This window comes from Rhizobium sp. 01T437 (assembly GCF_056398505.1).
Genome location: NZ_JBFTPM010000002.1, coordinates 395,778 through 419,967, shown reverse-complemented (window position 1 = coordinate 419,967; position 24,190 = coordinate 395,778). Strand labels below are relative to the sequence as shown.

At 59.1% G+C, this 24,190-nt stretch carries 21 protein-coding genes; 13 read left to right on the top strand and 8 right to left on the bottom strand.

The window, feature by feature from the left end; translation table 11 throughout:
• Positions 1-191 precede the first annotated feature (191 nt).
• From AC1DM5_RS05475 to AC1DM5_RS05460, 4 genes are all read left to right on the top strand, one after another.
• Positions 192-701, top strand: coding sequence for a MarR family winged helix-turn-helix transcriptional regulator (locus AC1DM5_RS05475; RefSeq protein WP_477819791.1), 510 nt, complete (start codon positions 192-194; stop codon positions 699-701).
• 84 nt (positions 702-785) lie between these two features.
• Complete coding sequence (locus AC1DM5_RS05470) at positions 786-1,466, top strand: GNAT family N-acetyltransferase (protein ID WP_477819790.1); 681 nt, start codon at positions 786-788, stop codon at positions 1,464-1,466.
• Positions 1,467-1,572: 106 nt separating this feature from the next.
• Positions 1,573-2,097, top strand: a complete 525-nt coding sequence (locus tag AC1DM5_RS05465; RefSeq protein WP_477819789.1) for a hypothetical protein — start codon at positions 1,573-1,575, stop codon at positions 2,095-2,097.
• A gap of 99 nt (positions 2,098-2,196) precedes the next feature.
• Positions 2,197-2,361, top strand: coding sequence for a DUF1328 domain-containing protein (locus tag AC1DM5_RS05460; RefSeq protein WP_007824505.1), 165 nt, complete (start codon positions 2,197-2,199; stop codon positions 2,359-2,361).
• 68 nt (positions 2,362-2,429) lie between these two features.
• Here the strand turns inward: AC1DM5_RS05460 and AC1DM5_RS05455 are convergent, their stop codons facing one another.
• A complete protein-coding gene (locus AC1DM5_RS05455; RefSeq protein WP_477974714.1) occupies positions 2,430-4,619 on the bottom strand; it encodes an anthranilate synthase in 2,190 nt (729 codons plus the stop codon).
• Between the two features lie 268 nt (positions 4,620-4,887).
• Positions 4,888-7,113 (bottom strand): TonB-dependent hemoglobin/transferrin/lactoferrin family receptor, encoded by a 2,226-nt coding sequence (locus AC1DM5_RS05450; protein WP_477819787.1) that lies wholly within the window; start codon positions 7,111-7,113, stop codon positions 4,888-4,890.
• Between the two features lie 279 nt (positions 7,114-7,392).
• Between AC1DM5_RS05450 and AC1DM5_RS05445 the strand changes: the two genes are divergently transcribed.
• Both AC1DM5_RS05445 and AC1DM5_RS05440 read left to right on the top strand, forming a co-directional pair.
• Positions 7,393-8,307 (top strand): extensin-like domain-containing protein, encoded by a 915-nt coding sequence (locus AC1DM5_RS05445; protein WP_477819829.1) that lies wholly within the window; start codon positions 7,393-7,395, stop codon positions 8,305-8,307.
• A 92-nt stretch (positions 8,308-8,399) separates the two neighbouring features.
• The gene (locus AC1DM5_RS05440) at positions 8,400-8,627 is read left to right on the top strand and encodes a hypothetical protein (protein WP_477819786.1); all 228 of its coding nucleotides are present in this window, start codon (positions 8,400-8,402) and stop codon (positions 8,625-8,627) included.
• Here the strand turns inward: AC1DM5_RS05440 and AC1DM5_RS05435 are convergent.
• On the bottom strand, positions 8,606-10,285 hold the full coding sequence (locus tag AC1DM5_RS05435; RefSeq protein ID WP_477974712.1) for a formate--tetrahydrofolate ligase: 1,680 nt from the start codon (positions 10,283-10,285) through the stop codon (positions 8,606-8,608). The genes AC1DM5_RS05440 and AC1DM5_RS05435 overlap by 22 nt on opposite strands.
• A gap of 154 nt (positions 10,286-10,439) precedes the next feature.
• Between AC1DM5_RS05435 and AC1DM5_RS05430 the strand changes: the two genes are divergently transcribed.
• Positions 10,440-10,967, top strand: coding sequence for a TIGR00645 family protein (locus tag AC1DM5_RS05430; RefSeq protein ID WP_007824518.1), 528 nt, complete (start codon positions 10,440-10,442; stop codon positions 10,965-10,967).
• Positions 10,968-11,057: 90 nt separating this feature from the next.
• Here the strand turns inward: AC1DM5_RS05430 and AC1DM5_RS05425 are convergent, their stop codons facing one another.
• Positions 11,058-12,734, bottom strand: a complete 1,677-nt coding sequence (locus AC1DM5_RS05425; protein ID WP_477819784.1) for a COG3904 family protein — start codon at positions 12,732-12,734, stop codon at positions 11,058-11,060.
• A 94-nt stretch (positions 12,735-12,828) separates the two neighbouring features.
• Entirely contained in the window at positions 12,829-15,945 is a 3,117-nt protein-coding gene (gene putA / locus AC1DM5_RS05420) for a bifunctional proline dehydrogenase/L-glutamate gamma-semialdehyde dehydrogenase PutA (RefSeq protein ID WP_477819783.1), read from the bottom strand.
• Between the two features lie 112 nt (positions 15,946-16,057).
• Between putA and AC1DM5_RS05415 the strand changes: the two genes are divergently transcribed.
• From AC1DM5_RS05415 to AC1DM5_RS05405, 3 genes are all read left to right on the top strand, one after another.
• Positions 16,058-16,519: an Lrp/AsnC ligand binding domain-containing protein gene (locus AC1DM5_RS05415; protein WP_007824522.1), complete on the top strand. Its 462-nt coding sequence runs from the start codon at positions 16,058-16,060 to the stop codon at positions 16,517-16,519.
• A gap of 144 nt (positions 16,520-16,663) precedes the next feature.
• Positions 16,664-17,389, top strand: coding sequence for a helix-turn-helix transcriptional regulator (locus tag AC1DM5_RS05410; RefSeq protein WP_007824523.1), 726 nt, complete (start codon positions 16,664-16,666; stop codon positions 17,387-17,389).
• 46 nt (positions 17,390-17,435) lie between these two features.
• Positions 17,436-17,897, top strand: coding sequence for a PAS domain-containing protein (locus tag AC1DM5_RS05405; protein WP_113321981.1), 462 nt, complete (start codon positions 17,436-17,438; stop codon positions 17,895-17,897).
• Here AC1DM5_RS05405 and AC1DM5_RS05400 read toward each other — a convergent pair.
• From AC1DM5_RS05400 to AC1DM5_RS05390, 3 genes are all read right to left on the bottom strand, one after another.
• Positions 17,894-19,015, bottom strand: a complete 1,122-nt coding sequence (locus AC1DM5_RS05400; protein ID WP_477819782.1) for a DUF2333 family protein — start codon at positions 19,013-19,015, stop codon at positions 17,894-17,896. The genes AC1DM5_RS05405 and AC1DM5_RS05400 overlap by 4 nt on opposite strands.
• Positions 19,016-19,167: 152 nt before the next feature.
• Positions 19,168-20,241, bottom strand: coding sequence for a hypothetical protein (locus AC1DM5_RS05395; protein ID WP_477819781.1), 1,074 nt, complete (start codon positions 20,239-20,241; stop codon positions 19,168-19,170).
• A gap of 74 nt (positions 20,242-20,315) precedes the next feature.
• Positions 20,316-20,918 (bottom strand): thymidine kinase, encoded by a 603-nt coding sequence (locus tag AC1DM5_RS05390; RefSeq protein WP_477819780.1) that lies wholly within the window; start codon positions 20,916-20,918, stop codon positions 20,316-20,318.
• Positions 20,919-21,154: 236 nt separating this feature from the next.
• On the opposite strand from AC1DM5_RS05390, the gene AC1DM5_RS05385 reads away from it, so the two are divergent.
• The 3 genes from AC1DM5_RS05385 to choV all read left to right on the top strand — a co-directional run bounded on the left by AC1DM5_RS05385 (position 21,155) and on the right by choV (position 24,077).
• Entirely contained in the window at positions 21,155-22,111 is a 957-nt protein-coding gene (locus tag AC1DM5_RS05385) for a choline ABC transporter substrate-binding protein (protein WP_477819779.1), read from the top strand.
• A 77-nt stretch (positions 22,112-22,188) separates the two neighbouring features.
• On the top strand, positions 22,189-23,034 hold the full coding sequence (gene choW, locus AC1DM5_RS05380; RefSeq protein ID WP_007824530.1) for a choline ABC transporter permease subunit: 846 nt from the start codon (positions 22,189-22,191) through the stop codon (positions 23,032-23,034).
• Complete coding sequence (choV, locus tag AC1DM5_RS05375; RefSeq protein WP_007824531.1) at positions 23,031-24,077, top strand: choline ABC transporter ATP-binding protein; 1,047 nt, start codon at positions 23,031-23,033, stop codon at positions 24,075-24,077. Before choW ends, choV begins: the two co-directional genes overlap by 4 nt.
• The last annotated feature ends 113 nt before the right edge of the window (positions 24,078-24,190 follow it).

The window sequence follows — 24,190 nt, the reverse complement described above, 5'->3', positions numbered from 1 at the left end:
ACCGCCCACGCAGGAATCGCGCAGGCGGCCAATGCGGGTGATATGGGCAGTCAGGCTCAAAATGTCAAAGGTTTTGGCAGGACAAAGGCGAGGTCATCTCCATGTGAACGGCGCCCTAACTCACTTGTGAATTGACGATAACTACATTACCAGTTATATAACTTGTTATGCAATTAGAATGGGAACCTGCCTTGGTCGAAGATGTCGTGAAATCGCTGGGCTACCTCTGCCTCGGCAGCCGCTTCCGCAGGATCGGCGAACGTCTGCAGGCCGACACGCAACAGGTGATCGAGGAACTGGGCGTCTCCATCCAGGCCGCGCAATATCCCTTCCTCGGCGCCATTGACAGGCTCGGCCCGCTGACCATCGGGGAATTGGCGCAGGCAGTGGGCATCACCCAGCCCGGCGCGACGCGCACCGCCTCTCAGCTCATGGAGCTAGGAATCCTTGATATGCAACCATCTGCCGAAGATCAGCGGCGCAGAGTCGTTTCGCTGACACCAAAAGGACAGGAACTCGTTGACTATTCGAAGCAACAGGTCTGGCCGCGCATCGCAGCCGCCGTTGCCGATCTCTGCCGGGACCTCGACGGCTCGCTGCTCGAGCAACTTTCCGCGATGGAGGACGGGCTCGCCGAAGCACCGTTGATCCGCCGCGTTAGAGCGCCGTGCGTTCATTCGGACGCACAAAGGACGCTCTAACTTTTTGAATCTACGCATCAGGCTTTCCGAAAATCGGTCCCGATTTTCGGGCCGATGCTGTAGCGCCGTACAGGAGAAGACACCATGAGCCATATTCTCGACCGACCGATCTGGAACGCGCTGCAAACAGCGCATGCGGAACTCGCCGAAGGCGGCGAATACGCGATGCGCTACCCGCCCTCCATCGTCCCCTTCGCAGCGGCCGCCGACGATAGGCGCGAAAGCCTCGAAGCGCTCGAAAACCTCCCCGCCGTTGATGAGGTCATGGCGATCGTCGAAGCCGGACCCGTCACCATCCCGCAGGGACTGACGGTCGTCTCCGAGGGAAAGCTGGTGCAGATGATCGCCGAGCGGCCTTACGCGCGCATTTCCGACAGCCGGCTGCAGCCGCTGACCCCCGACGATGCGGATGAGATGCTGGCCCTCGCCATACTGACCAAACCCGGGCCCTTCACACTTGGCGCTCAAAAACTTGGCACCTTCTGGGGCGTCAAGATCGACGGCCGGCTTGTCGCCATGGCCGGGCAGCGCCTGCGACATCCCGGATTTGGCGAGCTCAGCGGCCTTTGCACCCATCCTGATTTTCAGGGGCAAGGCCTCGGCACCCTGCTCTTCCGCTTCGTCGCTGGCGAAATTTCCGCCAGGGGCGACACCGTCTTCCTGCATGCCTATTACACAAACATTTCAGCCATAACGCTCTACAAGGCACTCGGCTTCAAGCTGCGGTCGGAAATGAACCTGCGCGTCGTCAAGCGCAGCGCATAGGCTGACCAAAACGCCGCAGGCTCACGCTTTTGCCCATTTGCGCCATGATAGCGTCCCAATTGCATGGTGTTGACGGCCCTGCAGTCAATTGGGGACCGCATGAGACATGCATTGGATCAATCGTTACATCGACCAACCGTTGCTCGACGGTGCGGCCAGTTCCTTGCGGGCCTGGCATATCCGAACCGGCCTTTCGCCGGAACGGCTGGAGCCGCTCTGGAACATTGCAGTGACAGGCTTTCTGTTCTTTGCCGCCGGACACTTCCTCTCCGGACCCGCCCTGCTTCTGTGTTACGGCGGTCTCGTGATGCTGACCTTCCCCTCGGTCTGGATGCTCTTCACATCCAGTCGCAAGACAGACGGCTATAACGTCGCCGCCTACAAGAAGCTGAGAACCAGGGCTTTCATGAAACGCGAGGCGGAATGGGCCGTGCGGCTCGCCATCCTCTTCACCGCCATCTGCCTTCCCTTCATCTCACGCTCGGATGATCCGACGGCCGCCTATTTCATGATCGGCGCCAGCCTCTGGTTCGTGCTGACCGGCCCGGCGAGATCCTATCTGGCAGCAGCAGAACCGCCCATGCCGCGCGATGGGGACCGGTCGTTCAATACCGATCTGCAATTCGGCTGAGCAGATTTAAATCAGCACACAATTCAATTGTCGCAGCGGCAATGGAACGAACGGCTCACGCTTCCGTTATATTGCCAGCAACCGACAAAGGAGATCGCGATGCTGTACTATGCTCTGGTATTTCTCGTCGTAGCCCTGATTGCAGGCGTCCTTGGATTTGGCGGCATTGCCGGCGCATCCGCTTCGATCGCCCAGGTCCTGTTCTTCATCTTCCTGGTGCTGTTCGTCGTATCCATCGTCGCCCGGCTCATGCGGCGTGTATAGACGAACAAACCAACGCACATAAAAAACCCGCCATTCCGGCGGGTTTTTTATTGCTTATGCCTTTGGCATTAGGCCGCCTTGGTCTTGGCCCGGCGGGCAAGGTGCGCCACCACATTCTCGATCATCCGCATGCCGGCATCGCCGCCGAGCGTCATGATCGATTCCGGATGGAACTGTACCGCTGCGATCGGCTCCTTGGCATGTTCGATGCCCATGATGGTGCCATCCTCGCTCTCCGCAGTAATAATGAACTCCCGCGGCAGCGTCGATGGATCGGCAAAGATCGAGTGATAACGACCGACCGTCACTTCCTTGGCAAGGCCGGAGAAGACGATGCCCGGCTCCAGCACGCGGATGCGCGACGGCTTGCCATGCATCGGCAGCGCCAGATGACGAAGCTCCCCGCCATAGGCTTCCGCCAGCGCCTGCAGGCCAAGGCAGACACCGAAGATCGGCAGATTGCGGGCGCGGGCCTTCTTGATCGTCGCCTTGCAGTCGAAATCCTTGGGATTGCCGGGACCAGGCGACAGCACGACGAGATCCGGGTTCAGCCGATCGAAGACTTCCTCGGGCACCGGCGTACGCACGGTCGAAACCGTGGCGCCCGTCTGGCGGAAGTAGTTCGCCAGCGTGTGCACGAAGCTGTCTTCATGGTCGATCAGCAGGATGTTGATGCCCTTGCCGACTGAGGCGACATCGCGCTGGGTCTTGCCGGAATTGCCCGTCTTGGCATCGCGGATTGCGGAAAGCATGGCAGAGGCCTTCAGTTCGGTTTCGGCTTCTTCTTCCTCGGGAATGGAGTCGTTCAGCAGCGTCGCACCGGCGCGCACTTCGGCAATGCCGTCCTTGATGCGCACGGTGCGCAGCGTCAGGCCGGTATTCATGTCGCCATTGAAGCCGACCATGCCGATCGCGCCACCATACCATGCGCGCGGGCTCTTCTCATGGGATTCGATGAAGCGCATGGCCCAGAGCTTCGGCGCGCCTGTGACGGTGACCGCCCATGCGTGGCTGAGGAAGCCGTCGAAGGCATCCATATCGTCCCGCAGGCGACCTTCGATATGGTCGACAGTGTGGATGAGACGCGAATACATCTCGATCTGCCGGCGGCCGATGACCTTGACGGAACCCGGCTCGCAGACGCGGCTCTTGTCGTTGCGATCGACATCCGAGCACATGGTGAGCTCGGATTCGTCCTTCTTGGAATTCAGGAGCTTCAGGATCTGCTCGCTGTCGGCGATCGGATCGTCGCCACGCTTGATCGTGCCGGAGATCGGGCAGGTCTCGATGCGGCGGCCGGAAACACGCACGAACATTTCCGGCGAGGCGCCGACGAGATATTCCTGGTTTCCGAGGTTGATGAAGAAGGAATAGGGCGACGGATTGATCGCCTTCAGCCGCTTGGAAATGTCCGAGGGCTTGCTTTCGCAACGCTCCATGAACTTCTGGCCGGGCACGACTTCGAAAAGATCGCCCTTGCGGAAGCTCTCCTTCGCCTTGACGACGAGCTCGGCATATTCGCCAGGGCGGTGATCGCTCTTCGGCGGGATGGTATCCGTGCGGATAAACGGCTCGGCAGCGATATCGCCCGCCTTGCCTTCCGTCGTCTTGCCGTCCTTGGCGAAGTCGTAGCGATCGACCCACGCCTTGGCGGCGTAGTTGTCGACGACGAGAATTTCGTCCGGCAGGTAGAGCACCATATCGCGCTGGTCGGAAGGACGCTCCAGCTTCAGATTGATCGCATCGAACTGGAAAGCGAGATCGTAGCCGAAGGCGCCATAGAAGCCGATACTGGCATCGGCCTGTGAATAGAAGAGATCGGTGATGGCACGAAGCACGGTAAAGACCGTCGGCATCTTCGAGCGTTCTTCCTCTGTGAAGACGCGGTCGGGCAACTTGACCGTCAGGTCGAGCCTGCGCGCGGTCAATGCACCGAGTTCAAGCTCGTGGACAGTCTTCAACCGCTCGACAATAAAGCCGAGGATGATCTCGCCACGCTCGTTGTAAGCTTCGATCCAGACATTGCGGCCGAAGGAGGAAACACCGAGCGGCGGATCGACAACAGCCGTATCCCAGCGCGTATAGCGGCCCGGATATTCGTAATTCGAGGAGAAGACGGCACCGCGCCGCTCATCGAGCTTGTCGACATAGGACGAAACAGCATCGGCATAGGGAATGGCCCGCCTTTGCCGCGTGACGGTGATGCCGCCCTTGGTCTCGTAGATTTCCGCACCATCATCCCGCAGGATCGTTACCATAGTTCCACTCCGTTATCGGGCCCGGACGAGAGGCGGCCTTTGAAACAAAAAAGCCGCCTCGAAGTTTCGGGCGGCTCGTTCGTCGTCTTTGGACACGATTGGTCGAGGCCGCCTCAGCGAGCCCACCACCAAACTGCAATGTTCACAGACTTCTTCATGGGCGAAATTGTTAGCCTGAGATGAGACCAAGCGCAAGAGGCGATCGGCTCACGAAAAAGGGCGGCCCGGAAGCCGCCCCTCACCCCAGCCTTGAAAGGCTGATACTTGTTTAGAAAGTCTTGGTGACCGAGATCTTGAAGGTACGGCCCGGCTCCGAATACCATTCCTTCGGCTGCGAGGAAGCTGCATCGAGGTTCACGTCACGAACAGCGAGTGCACTGTAATATTCCTGATCGAAGATGTTATAGACGCCGCCCTGGATGCGCAGCCCCTTGACCTGCTCCGGCGTCCACCAAGCCGTAAGGTCGACGATACCATAGCCGGGTGCGTCGAACGACGTTGTCGCATTGTCGTTGCCGGTCATCTGCGACGAGAGCGTCGAAGACAGGTCGAAACCGTATTCATCGTTGCTCCAGCCACCACCGATGATCGCCTTGAACGGCGCCACAGAGCGCAGCCGCTCCTGCGTATCGTCATTGCGGCCATAAGTGTAGGCAAGCGAGGTATGGAGGTTGATACCATTGTCGAACGTCTTGATCACATTCGCTTCGAGACCGGAGATGGAGGCCGAAGACACGTTCGTGTAATTGAACGTCGTGAAGCCCGGCGTGGTCGTCGTCACGACTTCGATGAAGTTCTGATACCGCGTGTGGAATGCCGCTACGCGACCCTGCAGACCGCCAGTGTCGAAATTCGCCCCGATCTCAATGCCGCGACCGATTTCGGGTTCGAGATCCGGGTTACCAAGCTGAGCATAACGACCTGTGGGATTATAGAAGCGGCTATAGAGCTCATCAACGGTCGGAGCGCGGAAACCAACGGCCAGCTGTGCGTAGAGCTGGACATCGGGCGTCAGATCATAAGTCGCAAGCAGCTTCGGTGACATGGCCGCTTCCGAACGATCACGAAGATTACCGAAACGAGTAAGTCCGGTGTTGGTCGCAAAACCACCGCCGGTCGACGGATTATAATTGAACCAGTCGAAACGGAAGCCAGGCGTCAAAGCGAAGCCGGTGTTGCCGATCTCGATCTTGTCTTCAAAAGTCAGGGCAAGGTTCTGGCTGTCGACATTGGGCACTTCCGCCTGGTTGTTCAGCGACGGGCACGTCGTCGGTGTCGGGCAAAGCGCCGAGCTATACTGCGTCCACTGCGATACGCCGACGTCGAGGCCGATACGAACGGAGTGATTGAGGCCGGAATATTCGAAATCCTTGGTCGCGGTGCCGCTGAAGCCCCAGGTTTCGTTTTCGATTTCGTTATTGCGGCCGTATGGAACATTGGCGACCGTCCGCCCGCTGCTGCCGGCTTCCTTCTTCAAATCCAGCCAGTAGAGAGTGGCGCGCGCCGTGCTGAAGAATGCGTCTGAGGACTGCGCCTCGTAATCGTAATCAAGGGAAACGCGGTCGCGATCGCGCCGTTCGCTGCCATCGTAGTTGCCAATCATGTAGCTGCGGGGCGCGCCCTGCTGATCGCGAAGATCGGTATCCAAATCGCGGCGGAAGCGTTCGGCCGTCAGGCCGATGCGATGACCACCTTCGAGGTCCTGACGCAGCTTGAAAAGCAGGTTGTGCTGATCGAAATCGGCTGGATTCGCCTCGGTGCGGAAACGTCCATAGACATCGTCATTGCCCTCGCTGTCGCGCTCGTGACCCTTGCGATAGGCTCCCTGGAAGAGGATCGAAGTGTTGCCGACCTTCTTTGCGCCAGCAACGGAGCCGGCAATACTGCGGTCTTCGCTATCATAGGTCGACTTGACGATCGCACCCCAGTCGCGATCTTCCGGGATCAGGTCTTCCGGCTCGAGCGTATTGAGAACGAAGGCGCCGCCGAGCATGCCCGAACCGCCTTTGCTCGAATCCGCACCACGCACGATGTCGAGCGAGGAGAGTGAATCGAAATCGAAGGTGTCGCCGCCGCCATTAGCGTTGCTGGTTGCAAAAGCGCCCTGGCGTGAGCTGTTGGAAACATACGGGATCGGGATGCCGTCGATCGTCGTCAGGATACGGGAGCCTGAAAGGCCACGCAGGTTGAAGCCCGCGTCTGCACGCGAATAGTTCACGGTTGCATCGACGCTGCGGCCGATATCGTCGTAATTCGTGACCTGCTTCTTTTCCAGTTCCTTCTTGTCGATCTGGGTCGCAAGCGGGGTGTCGGCAACACTGCCAGGGGCCGCACGGTTTCCCTTGACGACGATTTTCTGAAGGACAGTTGCGCCTTCAGCATTTGTGGCCGGCGTGGTCGCCGGAGCGCTCTGAGCGAAAGCCTGTGAAACAGGAAGAACAAGTGCGGCTGCTGTGCAGACCATTAGAACCGAGCGCCAATGCCGGACGATCATAACCTACCCTCAAATGAAAATTACCGGGCTGGCTGTCGTGGCGTTTCAGACGCTCGAGGGGCTGGCTAGGCTTGCGGACGACTGCGGAGATTTCCGCCTTCTTTTTGCCGCATAAAAAACATGAGTTTTATTGTCAATATATTCCGCCAATTTATGTTGAATAATAACGTCAAGTTTTAAGGATCTCAGGAAACGTTGCCCAATTGCAACGAATTCGCCGTTCTTGCGTTTCCCCTCCGCTCGATCAACGGGAAACGACGTGTGAGAGAATTTCGGAAGATGGCGGTCATTCTGGCCGCACTCGCCCTGTTCCCCGGCGCAAGACTGCCGCGAACCGGCCCGGTGCCTCAGGCAAAGCCAGAAGCAGCAACCGAAGCGCCTGCGGCCCCTCAGCCAGAAAAGAAACCGGAAACCGAGCACGCCCCCAGGCCTCAGCCGGAACTTGCGCCCGAGCAGAAGCCCGAAACGCCGGCGGCCTCAGAGGTTCCAACGCCGCAGCCCAAACCCGGCGAAACCCCTGCCACCCCGCCAAGCGGAAAGGATGAGTTACCCCCTTCCCCGCCCCAAGATCAGGAGCCAGCGAAACCCGGGGAACAGACACTTGAGGAACAGCACCTAACCATCGAACCCGAAAGCGATGCCGACCATGCAGAATGCACCAAAGAGCTGCAGAGCCTTGGTGTTGTCTTCAAAGAAACGCCCCGCGTCGATGGTGGCAACGGATGCGGCATCGACAAACCAATCATTGTCTCTGAGGCCCTGCCCGGCATCGCACTGAAGCCTGAAGCAACACTACGCTGCCCGACGGCCCTGGCGCTCGCACGATGGATGAAGGGAAGCGTCATTCCCACAGCCTCGGTCGCCTTGCCGGAAAGCGGCGATATCACCACCATCAATCAGGCCTCCGCCTACATTTGCCGCCTGCGTAACGGCGCCGACACCGGCAAGATCTCCGAACATGCCCGCGGCAATGCCATCGATATCGCAAGCTTCAGCTTCAAGAAGGGCGAGGATGTTGCCGTCCGCTCGCGCCGCGAGGATTCGACGCTGACAGGGGCATTCCAGCGCACCGTCAGCGCCGCAGGCTGCCTCTATTTCACCACCGTGCTCGATCCCGAGAGCGATGCTGCCCACGAGACCCACTTCCATCTAGACGTATTGCAGAGAAAGGGCGGTTATCGCTATTGCCATTAATCATTTCAGGCGCTTGAGACAGCGGCTTGAATCAGTTCCTCACATCCCCAAATCAAAGTCTGAGAATAACGAAGGCGAAGTTAGGAAAGTGAATGAAGGCTATCGCAGCCTGTATCATCCTCGGGCTGCTTTTAGCCGCCATAGCCTTGCTGGTTACAGGCCACATTCTCTGGCTCATCCCCATAGGGATATTGCTGAGCGGCAGCCTTGAAAGGCTCTTCATTTGGCTATTCATCGACCCCGAATTTGGGAACCGCCAACGTCATCGCCTGATCCGAGGCGTGAAAGCTGCTCCGGATCAGAACAGCCCTTCGATATAACCATGGTCATTGAGGTAAATCCGCTCTGCCGACGGCGACTTCGGCAGACCGGGCATCGTCATGATCTCGCCGGTGATGACCACGACGAAACCGGCGCCGGCTGACAAGCGCACCTCGCGCACCGTTACGATATGCCCCTCGGGCGCACCGCGCAGGTTCGGATCGGTGGAGAAGGAATATTGCGTCTTCGCCATACAGACCGGCAGGTTGCCGTAGCCCTGTTCCTCCCAGGCTGCGAGCTGGTCGCGTACAGCCTTGTCAGCCGTCACCTCGCCGGCGTGATAGATCTTCGAGGCGACGATCTCGATCTTTTCGAGCAGCGGCAGGTCGTCGCCATAGAGCGGCTCGAACTTCGCCTGTCCGGATTCGGCAAGCTCCACAACCTTATAGGCGAGGTCCTCGATGCCTTCAGACCCTTCCGCCCAGTGACGGCAGAGGATGGCTTCCGCTCCGTGACGCGCGACGAAATCTTTGACGGCAGCGATTTCCGCATCCGTATCCGAGGTGAAATGGTTGATCGCAACGACGACAGGCACGCCGAACCGGCGCACATTGGCGATATGGCGGCCAAGATTGGAGCAGCCGCGAACCAGCGCCTGAACATTCTCCGCGCCGAGATCGTCCTTCTTCACACCGCCGTTCATCTTCAGCGCCCGAACGGTTGCCACGATCACGGCAGCACTCGGCTTCAACCCTGCCTTTCGGCACTTGATGTTGAAGAATTTCTCTGCGCCGAGATCGGCCCCGAAGCCCGCTTCCGTCACGACATATTCGCCGAGCTTCAGCGCGGTCTTCGTCGCAATCACCGAATTGCAGCCATGAGCGATATTGGCGAAAGGACCGCCGTGAACGAAGGCAGGATTGTTCTCCAGGGTCTGCACGAGGTTCGGCTGCATGGCGTCTTTCAGGAGCACGGCCATGGCCCCATCCGCCTTGAGATCGCGGGCATAAACCGGCGTCTTGTCGAAGCGATAGCCGATGATGATATCGCCGAGCCGACGTTCCAAATCCCTGAGATCGGTCGCAAGGCACAGGATTGCCATGACTTCGGAGGCGACAGTGATATCGAAGCCGTTCTGCCGCGGAAAACCGTTGGAAACCCCACCGAGTGACGAGACCATGCTGCGCAGCGCCCGGTCGTTCATGTCCATCACCCGCCGCCATGTGATGCGGCGCAGGTCGATATTCTCTTCGTTGCCCCAGTAGATGTGATTGTCGATCATCGCCGCGAGCAGATTGTGTGCCGAGGTGATCGCGTGGAAATCGCCCGTGAAATGCAGGTTGATGTCTTCCATCGGCACGACCTGGGCATATCCGCCACCTGCCGCCCCGCCCTTCACACCGAAGCAGGGACCAAGCGAGGCCTCGCGCACGCAGACGATCGCCTTCTTGCCGATGCGGTTCAGCCCATCGCCGAGACCGACGGTGGTCGTCGTCTTGCCCTCGCCCGCCGGCGTCGGGTTGATGGCGGTAACAAGGATCAGCTTGCCGTCCTTCTTGCCCTCTTGGGCGGCGATGAACTCGGCGCTGATCTTCGCCTTGTCATGTCCATAGGGAACGAGCTGTTCCGGGGGGATGCCAAGCGTGGCGCCGATTTCGAAAATCGGCTTCTTCGTCGCTGCACGCGCGATTTCGATATCGGATTTGATGGCAGCCATGGATCGTGTCCTCATTCTCTCAGCACAACGGACTCGGCGTTTATTTCAATCGGATAGCGAAATATCCCGAACCTGTGAATAGTACTGCGCCTTGCAGTCCGCCTATTCCATTGTTTATTAGGGACCAACGATTCTGGGATTTACGGGGTAGACCATGAAATCACTCGAACTTCTGGTCGAGCGCATCATTCTTTCCAGCCGCTGGCTGCTGGTGGTCTTCTATATCGGCCTTGTGCTTGCGTTGGCCGTTTATGCCGTATCTTTCGCCTTCAAGTTCCTGAAGGTCGCAGGAAGCGTATTCGAACTCGGCGAGGCTGAAATGATCCTCGCCATGCTCGGTCTCATCGATGCGGCGCTCGTCGCAAGCCTCATCGTTATGGTGATGATCTCCGGCTACGAGAATTTCGTCAGCCGCTTTGACGAAGCGGAAAAGGAAGGCGAAGTCTCCTTCCTCGGCAAGCTCGATTCCGGCAGCCTGAAGATCAAGGTCGCCTCCTCGATTGTCGCCATCTCCTCCATCCACCTCCTGCAGGTCTTCCTCAACGTCGATCAATATACCGACGGCAGGATCATGTGGCTGACCCTCATGCATCTCGCCTTTGTCGTCTCGGCAGTCATGCTCGGGTTCCTCGAGAAGCTGATGAGCGTGACCTCGAAGAATGATTTGAAGGACAAGGCGTAAGGCGACGTCAAGCCGGACACATCCGGCGAACGAGAGCGGCACAAAGCAAAGGTGCCGTATCGCGGCGGCGCATCTTTTCGGATATCGGCATCAATTGACCGTGGCCGCAACCGGAACAGTTTCCACACCGGATCTCCTGGGGCACCGGACGCTTTCCTTCGCGTTCGGTCCGCAGAGATGAAGGCCCGGCTCTTCATCGTAGGGGATCACACCACCGATGATGTCAAGCATGAGCGCCTGAGGTGGATATATATCGCCCCTCCCGAATGACGGCGTTATCATCATCGTGTCGAATGTCTCGGGACTGATGCCCATCTCGCTGAAATAGGCAATGAATTTTCCGCGCTCAGTCTCCGTAAGCTCGATCGCCGGCTGGCTGAGGCCAAGAGCGGAAGTCTTTCCGACGAGCCGCAACTCTCCGCCCATGAAGGCAAGCGTGCAGCTCGAAAAGCAGTACGCACCGCCGGCAAAGACCTCACCCTCGGTCGGCCCGTTTTTGGCCATGCTCGCCGTGCAACGCGGATCCTGCATAGGACAATTCGGCAAGCGCGTTCTACCAATCGACGTATCGAGACCTGCGGCGCGGATCATACGCCCCATCGCGAAAGCTGCATCCTTGTCGCCACCAAAGGACTGAAAGACGACCGGCAACTTTCTGTCGCCGAGCGCCTTCAAGATCGCTTCCAGCTGAGCTGGTGTATCCGGCATGATGTCGCCATCCGCCGAAATCCACTGCGTGCACTCTTCCTGGCAATTGCCATTGTACATCAGGAGAAAGTCCATCGGGTGGGTTTTAGGCGCAGGATAGCTTGGGTAGACGGTCGCACGCTTCACGGGCGCCTTAGCGACAACCGCCTTGGGCGCCGGATGGCGATAGCATACGGCGTCGGCCGCCGCGTCCTGTGCGCAGAGCGGCATGCCGGGCCATTCGTTGTAAGCCAACATATCTGTAATCAGACCTGTCCGAAGTGCTTCGGTAGGCGCTACCATCATCATACTGTCGGGCGCGGCGCTCATCATCAGATCAACGATGTCATCGCTGACTCCCATTTCTTTCAGATACGCCTTGAGAGTCGCCGCAGCTTTTTTGCCGAGCTTGGTAGAACTGCTCTGCCCGGTGACCTTGCGGCCAATCTCCTTGCGTGAGACTTCCTGCTTTTTCCCGTTCACGATCTTGTATTCAATGCGGTAGGACACTCGCATCTTGTTGTAGACAGTCGTGATCTGATGAACGCCGATATAGGCCCATTGAGATGAAACCCTCGTCGTGCCACCGGCCAAAGCCAGCGGGCACGCCGAAACGCAATATGCTCCATACGAATAGGTAGATCCTACTGAAGCGTCATTCTTGACGATGGCAGTGGTACACCGCAGATCCTCGGTCGGGCAGCCCTCCAGCCGTGTACCACCGACCGCGGTTTCCAGACCAGCCTTGCGAATCATTCGTCCCATGGCATATGCGGCGTTCACATCCCCACCCTCCGAACGGAATACGATCGGCAATTTCCGTTGCCCGATTTTCTTGAGAATTTTTCTCATTTGGGCAGGTGTATCGGAAGTAATGCGTCCCTCAGCCGAAACCCATTCCGGACAGTCTTCCTTACAAACAGAACTGCGCACGATGATGAAGCTCATGGCCGGGTGTTCTGACTGCTTTTGCTCTGCAGCCTGCGAAAACACAGCCCCTATCGGCAAGCTGGAAAGAAGCAAAACAAGTATTGTTCGGGAAAATAGACACTTCACGAAAAAGCAAACTGCAAATCGCACGATTAAATCGCCTCAGCTGTATCTAACGATACGCTTAGCAATAGGATTGAACGGCAGCAAGCTGGATTTTGACGCCTGCCGCCGTACCTTTATCTTATTCCCCCATCGCAATCAGGCTGGCATTACCACCCGCAGCCGCCGTGTTCACCGAGATCACCTGTTCCAGCGCAAAACGCTGCAGATAGGCCGGCCCACCGGCCTTGAAGCCGGTGCCGGATAGACCCGAACCGCCGAAGGGCTGGGTGCCGACGACGGCGCCGATCATGTTGCGGTTCACATAGACATTGCCCGTATCGAGCGCATCGGTAACGGTGCGGATCGTGGATTCGATGCGGCTGTGAACGCCGAGCGTCAGGCCGTAGCCGGAGGCCTGGATATCCTGCAGCACCCCAGGCAATTCCTTCGCCTTCCATCTGACGATGTGCAGCACTGGCCCGAACACCTCCTTGGTCAATGCCGCAGGCTTGTCGAGCTCGATGATATGCGGCGCGAAGAAGCTGCCGCCATCAGGCGCCTTGCCGGCATAGCGCACCTTCTGCGTTTTCTGCATGTCGGCGATATGGGCTTCCAGCATCGCCTTCTGCTTCTCGTCGATGATCGGGCCGACATCGGTCGTTTCCAATGCGGGATCACCGAGCTGCAGCTCGCGCGCAGCCCCCTCGATCATCTGCGTCATGTGTTCGGCCACGTCCTCCTGCAGGAAAAGCAGGCGGAGTGCGGAACAGCGCTGACCGGCCGAACGGAAGGCTGAAAGGACCACGTCATCGGCCACCTGTTCGCCGAGAGCCGTCGCATCGACCACCATGGCGTTGAGGCCGCCCGTTTCGGCAATCAGCGGCACGATCGGTCCGTCCTTGGCAGCAAGCGCCCGGTTGATCGCCCATGCCGTCTTCGTCGAACCGGTGAAGGCGACGCCGGCAAGCGCTGCATGCGCCGTGATGGCGGCACCGACGTCGGGACCGCCAGGCACGAAAAGCAGCGCATCTTCCGGCACTCCGGCCTTGTGGAACAGCTTGACGGCCTCATAGGCGATCAGCGGCGTTTGCGGTGCAGGCTTTGCGAGCACGGCGTTGCCGGAAACGAGTGCGGCCGAAACCTGCCCAAGGAAGATCGCCAGCGGGAAGTTCCAGGGCGAGATGCAGGCAAAAACCCCGCGACCACGCCACAGGTACCGATTATCCTCTCCGGTCGGCCCCGGCATCTTGGTCGCCGTGCCGAAGAGCCGGCGCGCCTCGCCGGCGTAGTAGCGGCAGAAGTCCACCGCCTCGCGTATCTCCGCAATGCCGTCATCGAGCGTCTTGCCCGCTTCTGCGGCCAAAAGCACAAGCAGCCTGTCGCGATTTTCTTCCATAAGGTCGGCCATGCGCTCCAGCGCAGATGCACGTTCTTCGACCGAACGGCGCGACCATGCCTTGTAGCCTTTGGCAGCAACGGCAAAGGCCTTGTCGATATCGGCAGCGGTGGCATTGCGAACCGAGCCGACGGTCCTGGAGCAATCGGACGGCGAAAGGACGGGCGCTTCCGAACCGCTGGCAGCCACACCCGGAATGAGGGGAGCGGCCGCGATGGCGGGAAGACCCTTCCGGATCGCCTCCATCAGCTTTTCAAGCGTCGCGCGATGGCCGAATTCCAGACCGACGCTGTTCTTGCGCTTGCCGTAGAGCTGCAGCGGCATAGGGATCTTGCTGTTGCGCGCGCTCGCGCCGACATCGAACTGCAGCTTGTCCGCCGGACGCTCCAGCAATGCCTTGATCGGCACGTTCTTGTCGCCGGCCATCGCGACGAAGGAGGAATTGGCGCCGTTTTCGAGAAGGCGGCGGACAAGATAGGCGAGCAGATCGCGGTAGCCTCCAACAGGCGCATAGATGCGGCAGGCGATACGGTCGTTGGAGTCCAGCAGATGGTTGTAGAGGCTCTCGCCCATGCCATGTAGGCGCTGAAATTCGAAGCCGGAGCGATCGTTGCCGGCAAGCTCCAGAATGGTGGAAACCGTCAGCGCATTATGCGTGGCGAACTGCGGGAAAATGCGCGCCCGCTTGGCGAGCATATGCTGCGCGCAGACGAGATAGGAAAGGTCCGTCGCCTGCTTGCGCGTCCAGACCGGATAATCGTCGAGCCCGCGCTCCTGCGCTCGCTTGACCTCGGTATCCCAGTAGGCGCCCTTGACGAGGCGCACCATCATACGTCTGCCAAGCTTTGCGCAGAGTTCGTCAATATAATCGATCACGGCAACCGCGCGCTTCTGATAGGCTTGGATCGCCAGGCCAAAACCATCCCAGCCGGCAAGCGACGGATCGGAAAACACGGCGGCGATCACGTCCAGCGAAAGTTCCAGCCGGTCGGCTTCTTCGGCATCGATCGTGAAATTGAGCTGATGCGCTTTGGCCATCTGCGCAAGCTTGAGGAGATCGCGCACCAGCTCCTTCATGACGCGGTCGCGATGGGTGGCGAGATAGCGCGGATGCAGCGCCGAAAGCTTGACGGAAATACCCATGCGATCGGGCAGATCCTTGCCCTTGGCGTTCTTCGCCATCCAGCCGCCGATCGCCTCGATCGCCATGGCGTAGGATTGCCAGTAACGTTTGGCATCTTCGGCCGTCCGCGCGCCCTCGCCCAGCATGTCGAAGGAATGGCGATAACCCTTCTCCTCGCTCTTGGCCGCGCGGTTGAGAGCGTCCTTGATGGTTTCACCGAGCACGAAGTGATGGCCCAGGAAGCGCATGGCCTGCTTAGTGGCATTGCGAACGGTCGGCAGGCCCATGCGTTTGACAAGGCCGCGAAGCACGCCCTCGGGCGTCTCACCGGGACGGATGATGCGGGCTGAAACGCCGAGCGCCCAGGCGGAGGCGGAGACGAACCAGCTGTCTGCCTTGCCTTCATGCTCGCTCCAGCCGCCTTCCTTCAGCTTGTCCTCGATCAGCTTGTCCTGCGTCAGCGCGTCGGGCACGCGCAGCAGCGCTTCGGCAAGCACCATCAGCGCCAGACCCTCCTTGGTGGAAAGCCCGTATTCCCTGAGGAAATCCTCCACGCCGCCGATCGATCCCGAATTGCTGCGGATCGCCTCGATCATACCCCCTGCACGCTTGTCGATCGCAACATCCTGGGAGGCCGAAAAGCGCAAGCCTTCGGCGAAACCATGCAGCAGGCGATCATCGTCACCGGCAAATGGAGCGTTGAACGGGGCAAAAGGCGTGGAAATCTGGGTCGGCATGAAGTGTTCTCCGTGATTTCGGCAACATAGCTGTTCATTCGTGGTGTTTTTCACTAAACTGAGGCCGACCAACACGATCTTCGCCTACCGACCGCCTGAAAGGCCGCGAAAAATGAAAGAGCTCGACCGTCTCGACCGCAAGATTCTCCGTGCGCTACAGAAGGAAGGACGGCTTTCCAACATAGAGCTCGCCGAACGTGTCAACCTGTCCCCCACGGCCACTGCCGAGCGCGTCAAGCGGCTGACCCGAGACGGTTATATCACGGGCTATATGGCAATCCTTTCGCCGGAAAAACTCGGCCGCAATCTCCTCGTTTTCGTACAGGTAAAACTTGACCGCACCACGCCTGACGTTTTCGACGCTTTTGCTGCGGCAGTAAAACGCAGCGACGACGTCATGGAATGTCATATGGTCGCAGGAGGCTTCGACTATCTTGTGAAGGCGCGCATGGCGGGGATGGAGGCTTATCGTCAGTTTCTCTCGGAGGTGATTCTTTCCCTCCCTGGCGTCCGCGAAACACACACCTATGCGGTCATGGAGGAGGTAAAAGGCACAGCCCTTCTACCCGTATAGCTCGAAAATCAACTTAGGCGCGTTTTTCATCTGGTTAATTTTTCACAAAATGAATTAATCAGCGTGTGCTAAGTCAATTAGGGCTAGCATGCAGGCGGATTTATGTATTTGATAGCGGTAACATGGGGACTTGCGGGGGCATATATGTCTTACATGACTACCTCTGAAAGGCAGTCATTGCTATCGAGCGAACTGGCAGTGGCGCGCACGCGCGGCCTGTTCGCACAAGCGCTTGGAAGGGTGGCGGCCGCATTCGGTTTTGAGCACGCCACTCTGCTCAACGCGCCGACGATAGAAGATTTGCTGCTCAAGCCGCTGATCATCGAGAGCTCGCTACCGGTTTCCTACATCAGGGATTTCGATCGCGCGCATATGCTGCGCGCCTGTCCCTTTGCCGCACGCATGAGGGAATCAGCCGTACCGCAGGTATGGCATCTTAACGATCCCGGCCATGCCCAGTCTTTCCCTGCCGGCACCAGAAACTTGATGCTGCAGCACGCTATGAGCGCCGGCATTGCCATGCCGATCAATTCGGCCGATGGACAGCGCCTCGTCTTCTGGTTCGGCGGCGAACGTGCATCCCTCGGCCAGAGCGAGATCAACGAACTCGCGATGATCGTTCTCCACGCCGTCGACACCTACAACAGCGTCAAGCGCAATGAGGAGAGCCCCCATAGCGCGCTCTCGGCCCGCGAGCTCGAGGTCGTGCGGTGGACGGCGCAGGGGAAGACCTCGATCGAGATCGGCCAGATCCTGGCGCTCTCGGATCACACGGTAAATGCTTATATGACCAACGCAATTAAAAAACTCGATTGCGTCAACCGCACCCAGTTGGTAGCAAAAGCCATCCGATTGAAGCTGATCAACTGAGGAATCAGAAGAGAATCAGCGCGCCATCCCGAATTAGGGGGAAACCGTGCCTCTTCGTTTCGAACAGTCAGCCGTCGAACATCGGCTGCAATCCCGTGCCCACATCGGAATTACCGATGCCGAAGCGCTGACCATGTTTGCCGCCTACCGCCTCTTCGGCTTCTGGCGGATGAACCTCGAGACCGGGCATTTCTTCGCCAGCGAAGACGTACACCAGATCTTCGATCTTCCTTACAGCGAAGGTCCGGTCAACCTGACCGAACTCATGTCGCGCATCCATGCGGAAGACCGGCTGCTGATTGCCGAAACCTTCGAGCAGGCAAGCCTCTACCGGGTCGGCTTCCACTATGTCTATCGCGTCGACAACGGGCTCGGCGGCTACAAGATGGTGCGCTCCGTCGGCAAGTTCCGCGACGACGCCAGCGGCGGCGGTATCGTCGGTATCACCTATGAATTCGTCGAGAAGCTGCGCATCCTCGGCTTCGAGGACGGCGGCACTCCGGCTTAACGGTCCAGCACCGAGCGCATTTCAACCAGGTTCGACCGCACTCTCAGCATATAAAAGCCCATCGTGGCAAGATGGCTCGGCATGATCCAGCCATCCTCCCGGCCGTTGGAAATGATCGCCGGCTGGATGCGAAGTGCGGCCTGAAATTGTTTGGTCGTGCCCGCCCAGATTGCTCCGAGGTTCCGTTCTGCCACAACCTGAGAGAAGTCAGACTGCGCGGCCGACAGAATCGCGTAATAAGCGTATAGCTGGCCATAGGCGAACCAGAATCGATCGTCCGCCCGCGTGTCAAACCAGCCGCGATTATGGTTTTCCGAGCGCTCCGCCAGCATGTCGGAGGTGCTGCCGAGATCGTTGGCGATGCGGTCGATGAACTGCATCAGGTTGTCGGCGCGACCGTCGAAAACTGCGTTGCAGGCGGCGAGATCAGTGTTGAACTTGCGCAAGTCTTTGATGGCCGTGCGATAATAGGCAGGCGTCGGCGTCTTCAGTCCGAAGGGATCGAGCCCGAAATACCAGCTGTGTTCATCGAACTGCAGATTGCCGCGCGCGTTCTGCAGATCGTTGTTGATACCGGACGTGCCGCGCACGCGCCCGAGCGTATCGACAAGCTCCGCCGAAGTCCGCCGGACCGCCTGGTTGATGCCGCGCTGGAAGGATGCCTTGTTGTCCAGGAACGGCGTGTGATCCCAGTCCATGCCGAACAGGCCCATCTTGTAGAGCACCATCGACGATATCCAGGCATTCTGGTTGACGTTGAAATCCGTCAGATCGGCCGCGACATCGACGATCGCCGAACGCTGGCAGGTCTTGGCAGCACTTCCGTCGGCGGCCGGAATTTCCTGTCCTGCCGGCACCTTGCGATCCGAAAGGCGATATTGATCGACGAAGTTCGTATTGAAATTCGACCAGACCTGCGTCTGCCAGATGAAATAGCCATAGAGGACGACGAGAAGTGCGAGAAACGCGATGATCGGCAGCCGGATCATCCAGGTCCGCCGCGCATACCATCCGTGCGCGGCCATGAATGGCCAGATCGCCCAGGCGGCAAAAAGGCGAACCCAGCGGCTGATCGTCTGGCCGATCAGTCTGAAAAAACCGGCAATCCGGTCGAGCATCGTCGTCTCCTGTCAGGCGGCGAAAACAGGGATATCCTTTCCATCCACATATGCGCTCGATCGCCCAAGTACAACAACAGACAAGGATATTTCGGCCAAACGGTGCGCGAGCCGGACGCGACAGATCGGATGCGCCTTCCCTCGCCGCCCCGTCAGGAGCGCAGCGAACGGAGGAATCCGAGGCCGAACATCGGAGATTTTCGCACCACATCGATCAGTGGCGCCTCCGAGGGCTCCTCGGCATAGGCGGGAAATTTCCGGGCAAATTCCTGGTCTGCACGGCTCTTTCGCTGGACCAGATCCTGAGGCACCAGCATGCCCTTTTCGAAAAGCGCGATGGATGCGGCGATATTCGGGAAAAGCTCGGGCTTGATCCTCACCTTCATGCCCGGGCGGTCGGTATCGACCTGTGCCTGATAGATGATGAGCCGCTCCTCGGTATCGACCGAAAGCTTGCGGATGAGCACGTTGCAGCCGGCGATACGACCGTTCAGCCTGTCGACGAAGGCCTGGAACATGCCGATGAAGCGTTCGCGCCGCTGGCTCTCGTCGCGCATCGCATGTTCCTCGACGGAAATGCGCTCGGCCTCCGCCTTCAACGCCAGACGCTCCGCCTCCATCTGCTCCCAGTGCGCCTTGTTGCCGTAGACGCCGATGCGCCCCTGCGTGTTCAATGCCTTGGCGTTGAGCTCCTTCATCCGCATCCGCGCAATGTCGATCTCGTCGACAAGCCGCCGCCGGTGCTCGACAATGTCGATGAGGCTCAATTCAGCGCTCTTGTGACGCTCGACAAGGGACAGCCTCTGGCCTTTAAGCAGCGTCGCCAGCAGATCGGATTTCGTCAGAAGATCGAGTAGTTGTTCCACGACCGGCGCCTCGCGCACCCGCGCGCTATGCATGCGCCACATGCGCTGCCGGGAAAACCATCCGGCCATCTTTTCGCGCCGCGTCAGCCCGCGAAAACTGTCGAGATCGGCCGAAACCTTGGCCGTCAGCCGGTCGAGGGAGAAGACGAGTTCCGCAAGCAGCACATCGAGTGTGGCACTGTCATTTAAGAAGGCCTGGAAGCGCGCATTCTGCTCCAGGAAAATCTCGTCGGATGAGCGCGACTCGTCGCCATCGAAACTTGTGATGCAGGCGGCGCAATAATCGGCCTCGCCGGCCATGGCCTCGGCAAGGTCACGGGCAGCATCATATTGGCTATCGAAAGGCGGGCTTTTGCGCACCAGGCACTCCCAGGGAATCTCCGCCTTCCAGATTATTCATTTGCCGCGCTAAAGAAAACAGGGCGTCGATCCGTTCAGACCGGTTCGGCAATCCATTCGCCGTTCATTGCATCATCCCAATGGCGGCGACACAACGAAACATATTTCTCGTTCCCACCGACATCGATCTGTGCGCCTTCGTGGAGCACCTTGCCCTCGGCATCGAGCCGCACGACCATGGTGGCCTTGCGCCCGCAATGGCAGATGGTACGCACCTCCCTCATCTCGTCGGCAATCGCCAGCAGCTCCTGCGAGGCCGGGAAGAGCTTGCCCTGGAAATCCGTTCTCAGGCCGTAGACCATCACGGGAATGCCGAGCCTGTCGACGACGCGGGCAAGCTGCCAGATATGATCGCGCGTCATGAAATGTGCTTCGTCGACGAAGACGCAGGAGATCGCCTGTCCTTCACTGCTGAGTTTCCGGACCAGCGCATAGAGATCGCTGTCGCTTTCGAAGGGGATGCCCTCCGCTTCGAGCCCGATACGCGAGCCGATGATGCCCCGCCCCACCCGATCGTCGAAGGCCGCGATCAAGAGAACCGTGCGCATGCCGCGCTCCTGGTAATTGTAGGAGGCCTGCAGCAGCATGGTCGACTTGCCGGCATTCATCGTCGAGTAGTTGAAATAGAGTTTTGCCATCGGATTCTCCTTATCTGGCTTCTTGAAAGCTGGAGAACGCAAAGAAAAGCCCCGACAAATCGATAATCACAGGAAATCCTGGCGGCGAAATCGCCAAAAGCCTTGAAATTCAAGCTTTCCCAAAAAACGCTGGGGCGTCGCAATCATATAGTCCGGAACGCCGCAAACGCGCCGAGATCGCTTGTAAAACTGGTCTATTGATGGTTGGCTTGGGAACGTAAGACTGGGAGTCTAAAATGAAAACAACAAGCGCATTCAAACTCGTTACCGCAACTGCAATCGCAGCTCTTTCCGTTGCGACCGCCGCCTTCTCCGCAGATCCTGAAAGCTGCTCCACCGTCCATCTTTCGGACATCGGCTGGACGGACGTCACGTCGACTACGGCGACCGCCTCCCTGCTCCTCAAGAAGCTCGGCTATGAGACCGACATCAAGGTTCTCTCCTTGCCGGTCACCTATACCTCGATGAAGAACAAGGACATCGACGTCTTCCTCGGCAACTGGATGCAGTCCCAGAAGGCAGATATCCAGCCCTACCTCGACGACAAGTCGGTCGAGTCCTACGGTCCGAACCTCGTTGGCGCCAAGTACACGCTGGCAACCAATGCCAAGGGCGCCGAACTCGGTATCAAGGACTTCAAGGATATCGCTGCCCACAAGAGCGATCTCGACGGCAAGGTCTACGGCATCGAGCCCGGCAATGATGGCAACCGCCATGTCATCGACATGATCGACAAGAACACCTTCGGCATGAAGGACATGGAACTCGTCGAATCTTCCGAGCAGGGCATGCTGGCGCAGGTCGCCCGCGCCGAGAAGGAAGGCAAGCCCATCGTCTTCCTCGGCTGGGAACCGCATCCGATGAACACCAACTTCAAGATGACCTATCTGTCTGGTGGGGACGACACGTTCGGGCCGAATTTTGGCGGCGCCGAAGTCTATACCAACGTACGTGCCGGCTATCTCGGTGAGTGCCCGAACGTCGGGGCGTTGGTCAAGAACCTGAAGTTCTCCCTGAAGATGGAGAACGAGATCATGAACAAGATCCTGAACGACGGCGAGGAACCGGAAAAGGCAGCGGGCGAATGGCTGAAGGCCAATCCGTCCACGGTCGAACCCTGGCTCGCCGGTGTCAAGACGCGTGACGGCAGCAGCGATGGCCTCGCGGCCGTCAAGTCTGGCCTCGGCCTCTGATGAAATGAACGGGGCGGATCTGCCGCCCCGTTTTCGTTTTCATCCCGATCTTCGTTCTCAAAAGACAGGCGCGCCTCGTGAATTGGATCACCGACGCTAAAATTCCCATTGGCCCCTGGGCCAAGTCCTTTGTCGATTGGCTGACATCGAACGGCGAATGGTTTTTCAACCAACTTTCCGCCCTGTTGTCGCACGTCATTAATGCCTTGCTTTTCGTGCTGCAGACGCCCAATCCGCTGATTGCCGTCCTTGCCATCAGCCTCCTCGCCTGGTGGCTGCGCCGGTCGATTACAGTGGCGGTCTTCACCTGTCTTGGGCTGCTGCTCATCATGAACCAGGGCTATTGGAAGGAGACGACGGAAACCCTGGCGCTCGTACTCGCCGCGACTTTCGTCAGCATGGTGATCGGCATTCCGCTCGGCATTGCGGCTGCCCGCCGCGCCTGGATCTATGCCGCGATGCGGCCCGTTCTGGACCTCATGCAGACCATTCCGACCTTCGTCTATCTGATTCCAGCACTTATCCTTTTCGGCCTCGGCATGGTGCCCGGCCTGATCGCTACCGTCATCTTCGCCATCCCCGCCCCGATCCGCCTCACCCGTCTCGGCATCATCTCGACGCCCCCTTCCCTCGTCGAAGCCGCCGTCGCCTTCGGCGCGACGCCGATCCAGGTTCTGCGCAAGGTCGAGCTGCCGTTTGCAACACCGCAGATCATGGCCGGCCTGACACAGACAATCATGCTCTCCCTCTCGATGGTCGTGATCGCCGCCCTCGTTGGCGCTCCCGGTCTCGGCGTACCGGTCGTGCGTGCCTTGAACACCGTCAATATCGCCAAGGGTTTTGAGGCCGGTTTCTGTATCGTCATCCTGGCAATCATTCTGGACCGCATGTTCCGCACCGCAGGCGAAGGAGACGGCGCATGACCGCGGTCAGTTTCAGAGACGTCAACATCATCTTCGGCGACCGCCCGGAAATTGGGCTCGCCATGGTCGACCAGGGTCGCTCACGTGACGAGATCGGCGCCGAGACCGGCCTCGTTCTTGGCGTCGCCAATGCCTCGCTGACCATCGAGGAAGGCGAAATCCTCGTGCTGATGGGCCTCTCGGGTTCCGGCAAGTCGACGCTCCTGCGCGCCGTCAATGGGCTTGCGCCGGTCGTGCGCGGCGACGTCGCCGTTTCGACGGCAACGGGGCCAGTAAACCCCTACAAATGCAACGCCAAGGCGCTGCGCGACCTGCGCACGCATACGGTCTCCATGGTGTTCCAGCAATTCGCCCTCCTGCCCTGGCGCACCGTTGCCGAGAATGTCGGTTTCGGCCTTGAGCTCTCGGGCGTGCGGGAAGCCGAGCGCAAGAGCCGGGTCGGCGAGCAGCTCGAACTCGTCAACCTGACGAAATGGGCCGACCGCAAGGTCAACGAACTCTCCGGCGGCATGCAGCAGCGTGTCGGCCTCGCCCGTGCATTCGCCACCGGCGCACCGATCCTGCTGATGGACGAGCCGTTCTCCGCGCTCGATCCGCTGATCCGTACACGCCTGCAGGACGAGTTGCTGGAATTCCAGCGGCGGTTGAAGAAGACCATCCTCTTCGTCAGCCACGATCTCGACGAGGCCTTCCGCATCGGCAATCGCATCGCCATCATGGAGGGCGGACGCATCATCCAGTGCGGAACGCCGCAGGAAATCGTCAAGAACCCGGCCGATCAATATGTCGCCGACTTCGTGCAGAACATGAACCCGATCAACATGCTGATGGCTTCTGACATCATGCAGCCTGGGCTTGGCGACGCGGCAATCGGCATGTCGGTCAGTGCCACTGCGCGCCCCACGACGCCGCTTGTCGATATCCTCGACGCCCTCTCCCGGCAGCCCGGCAGCATCGGCGTGGTCGACAACGGCCAGATCGTCGGCACGATCTCTGCACAGGATGTCGTCACCGGCCTCACGCGGCACAAGCGGAAGGAATAAAGCATGTCGCGCAAAAGTGTGCAGCGGTTTTGCGGTAACGACATGCGAAAACTAAAGCGTGGCAAGCGAATCTGAAAGATCGCGACACGCTTTAGACTTGATCCTTTCACTCC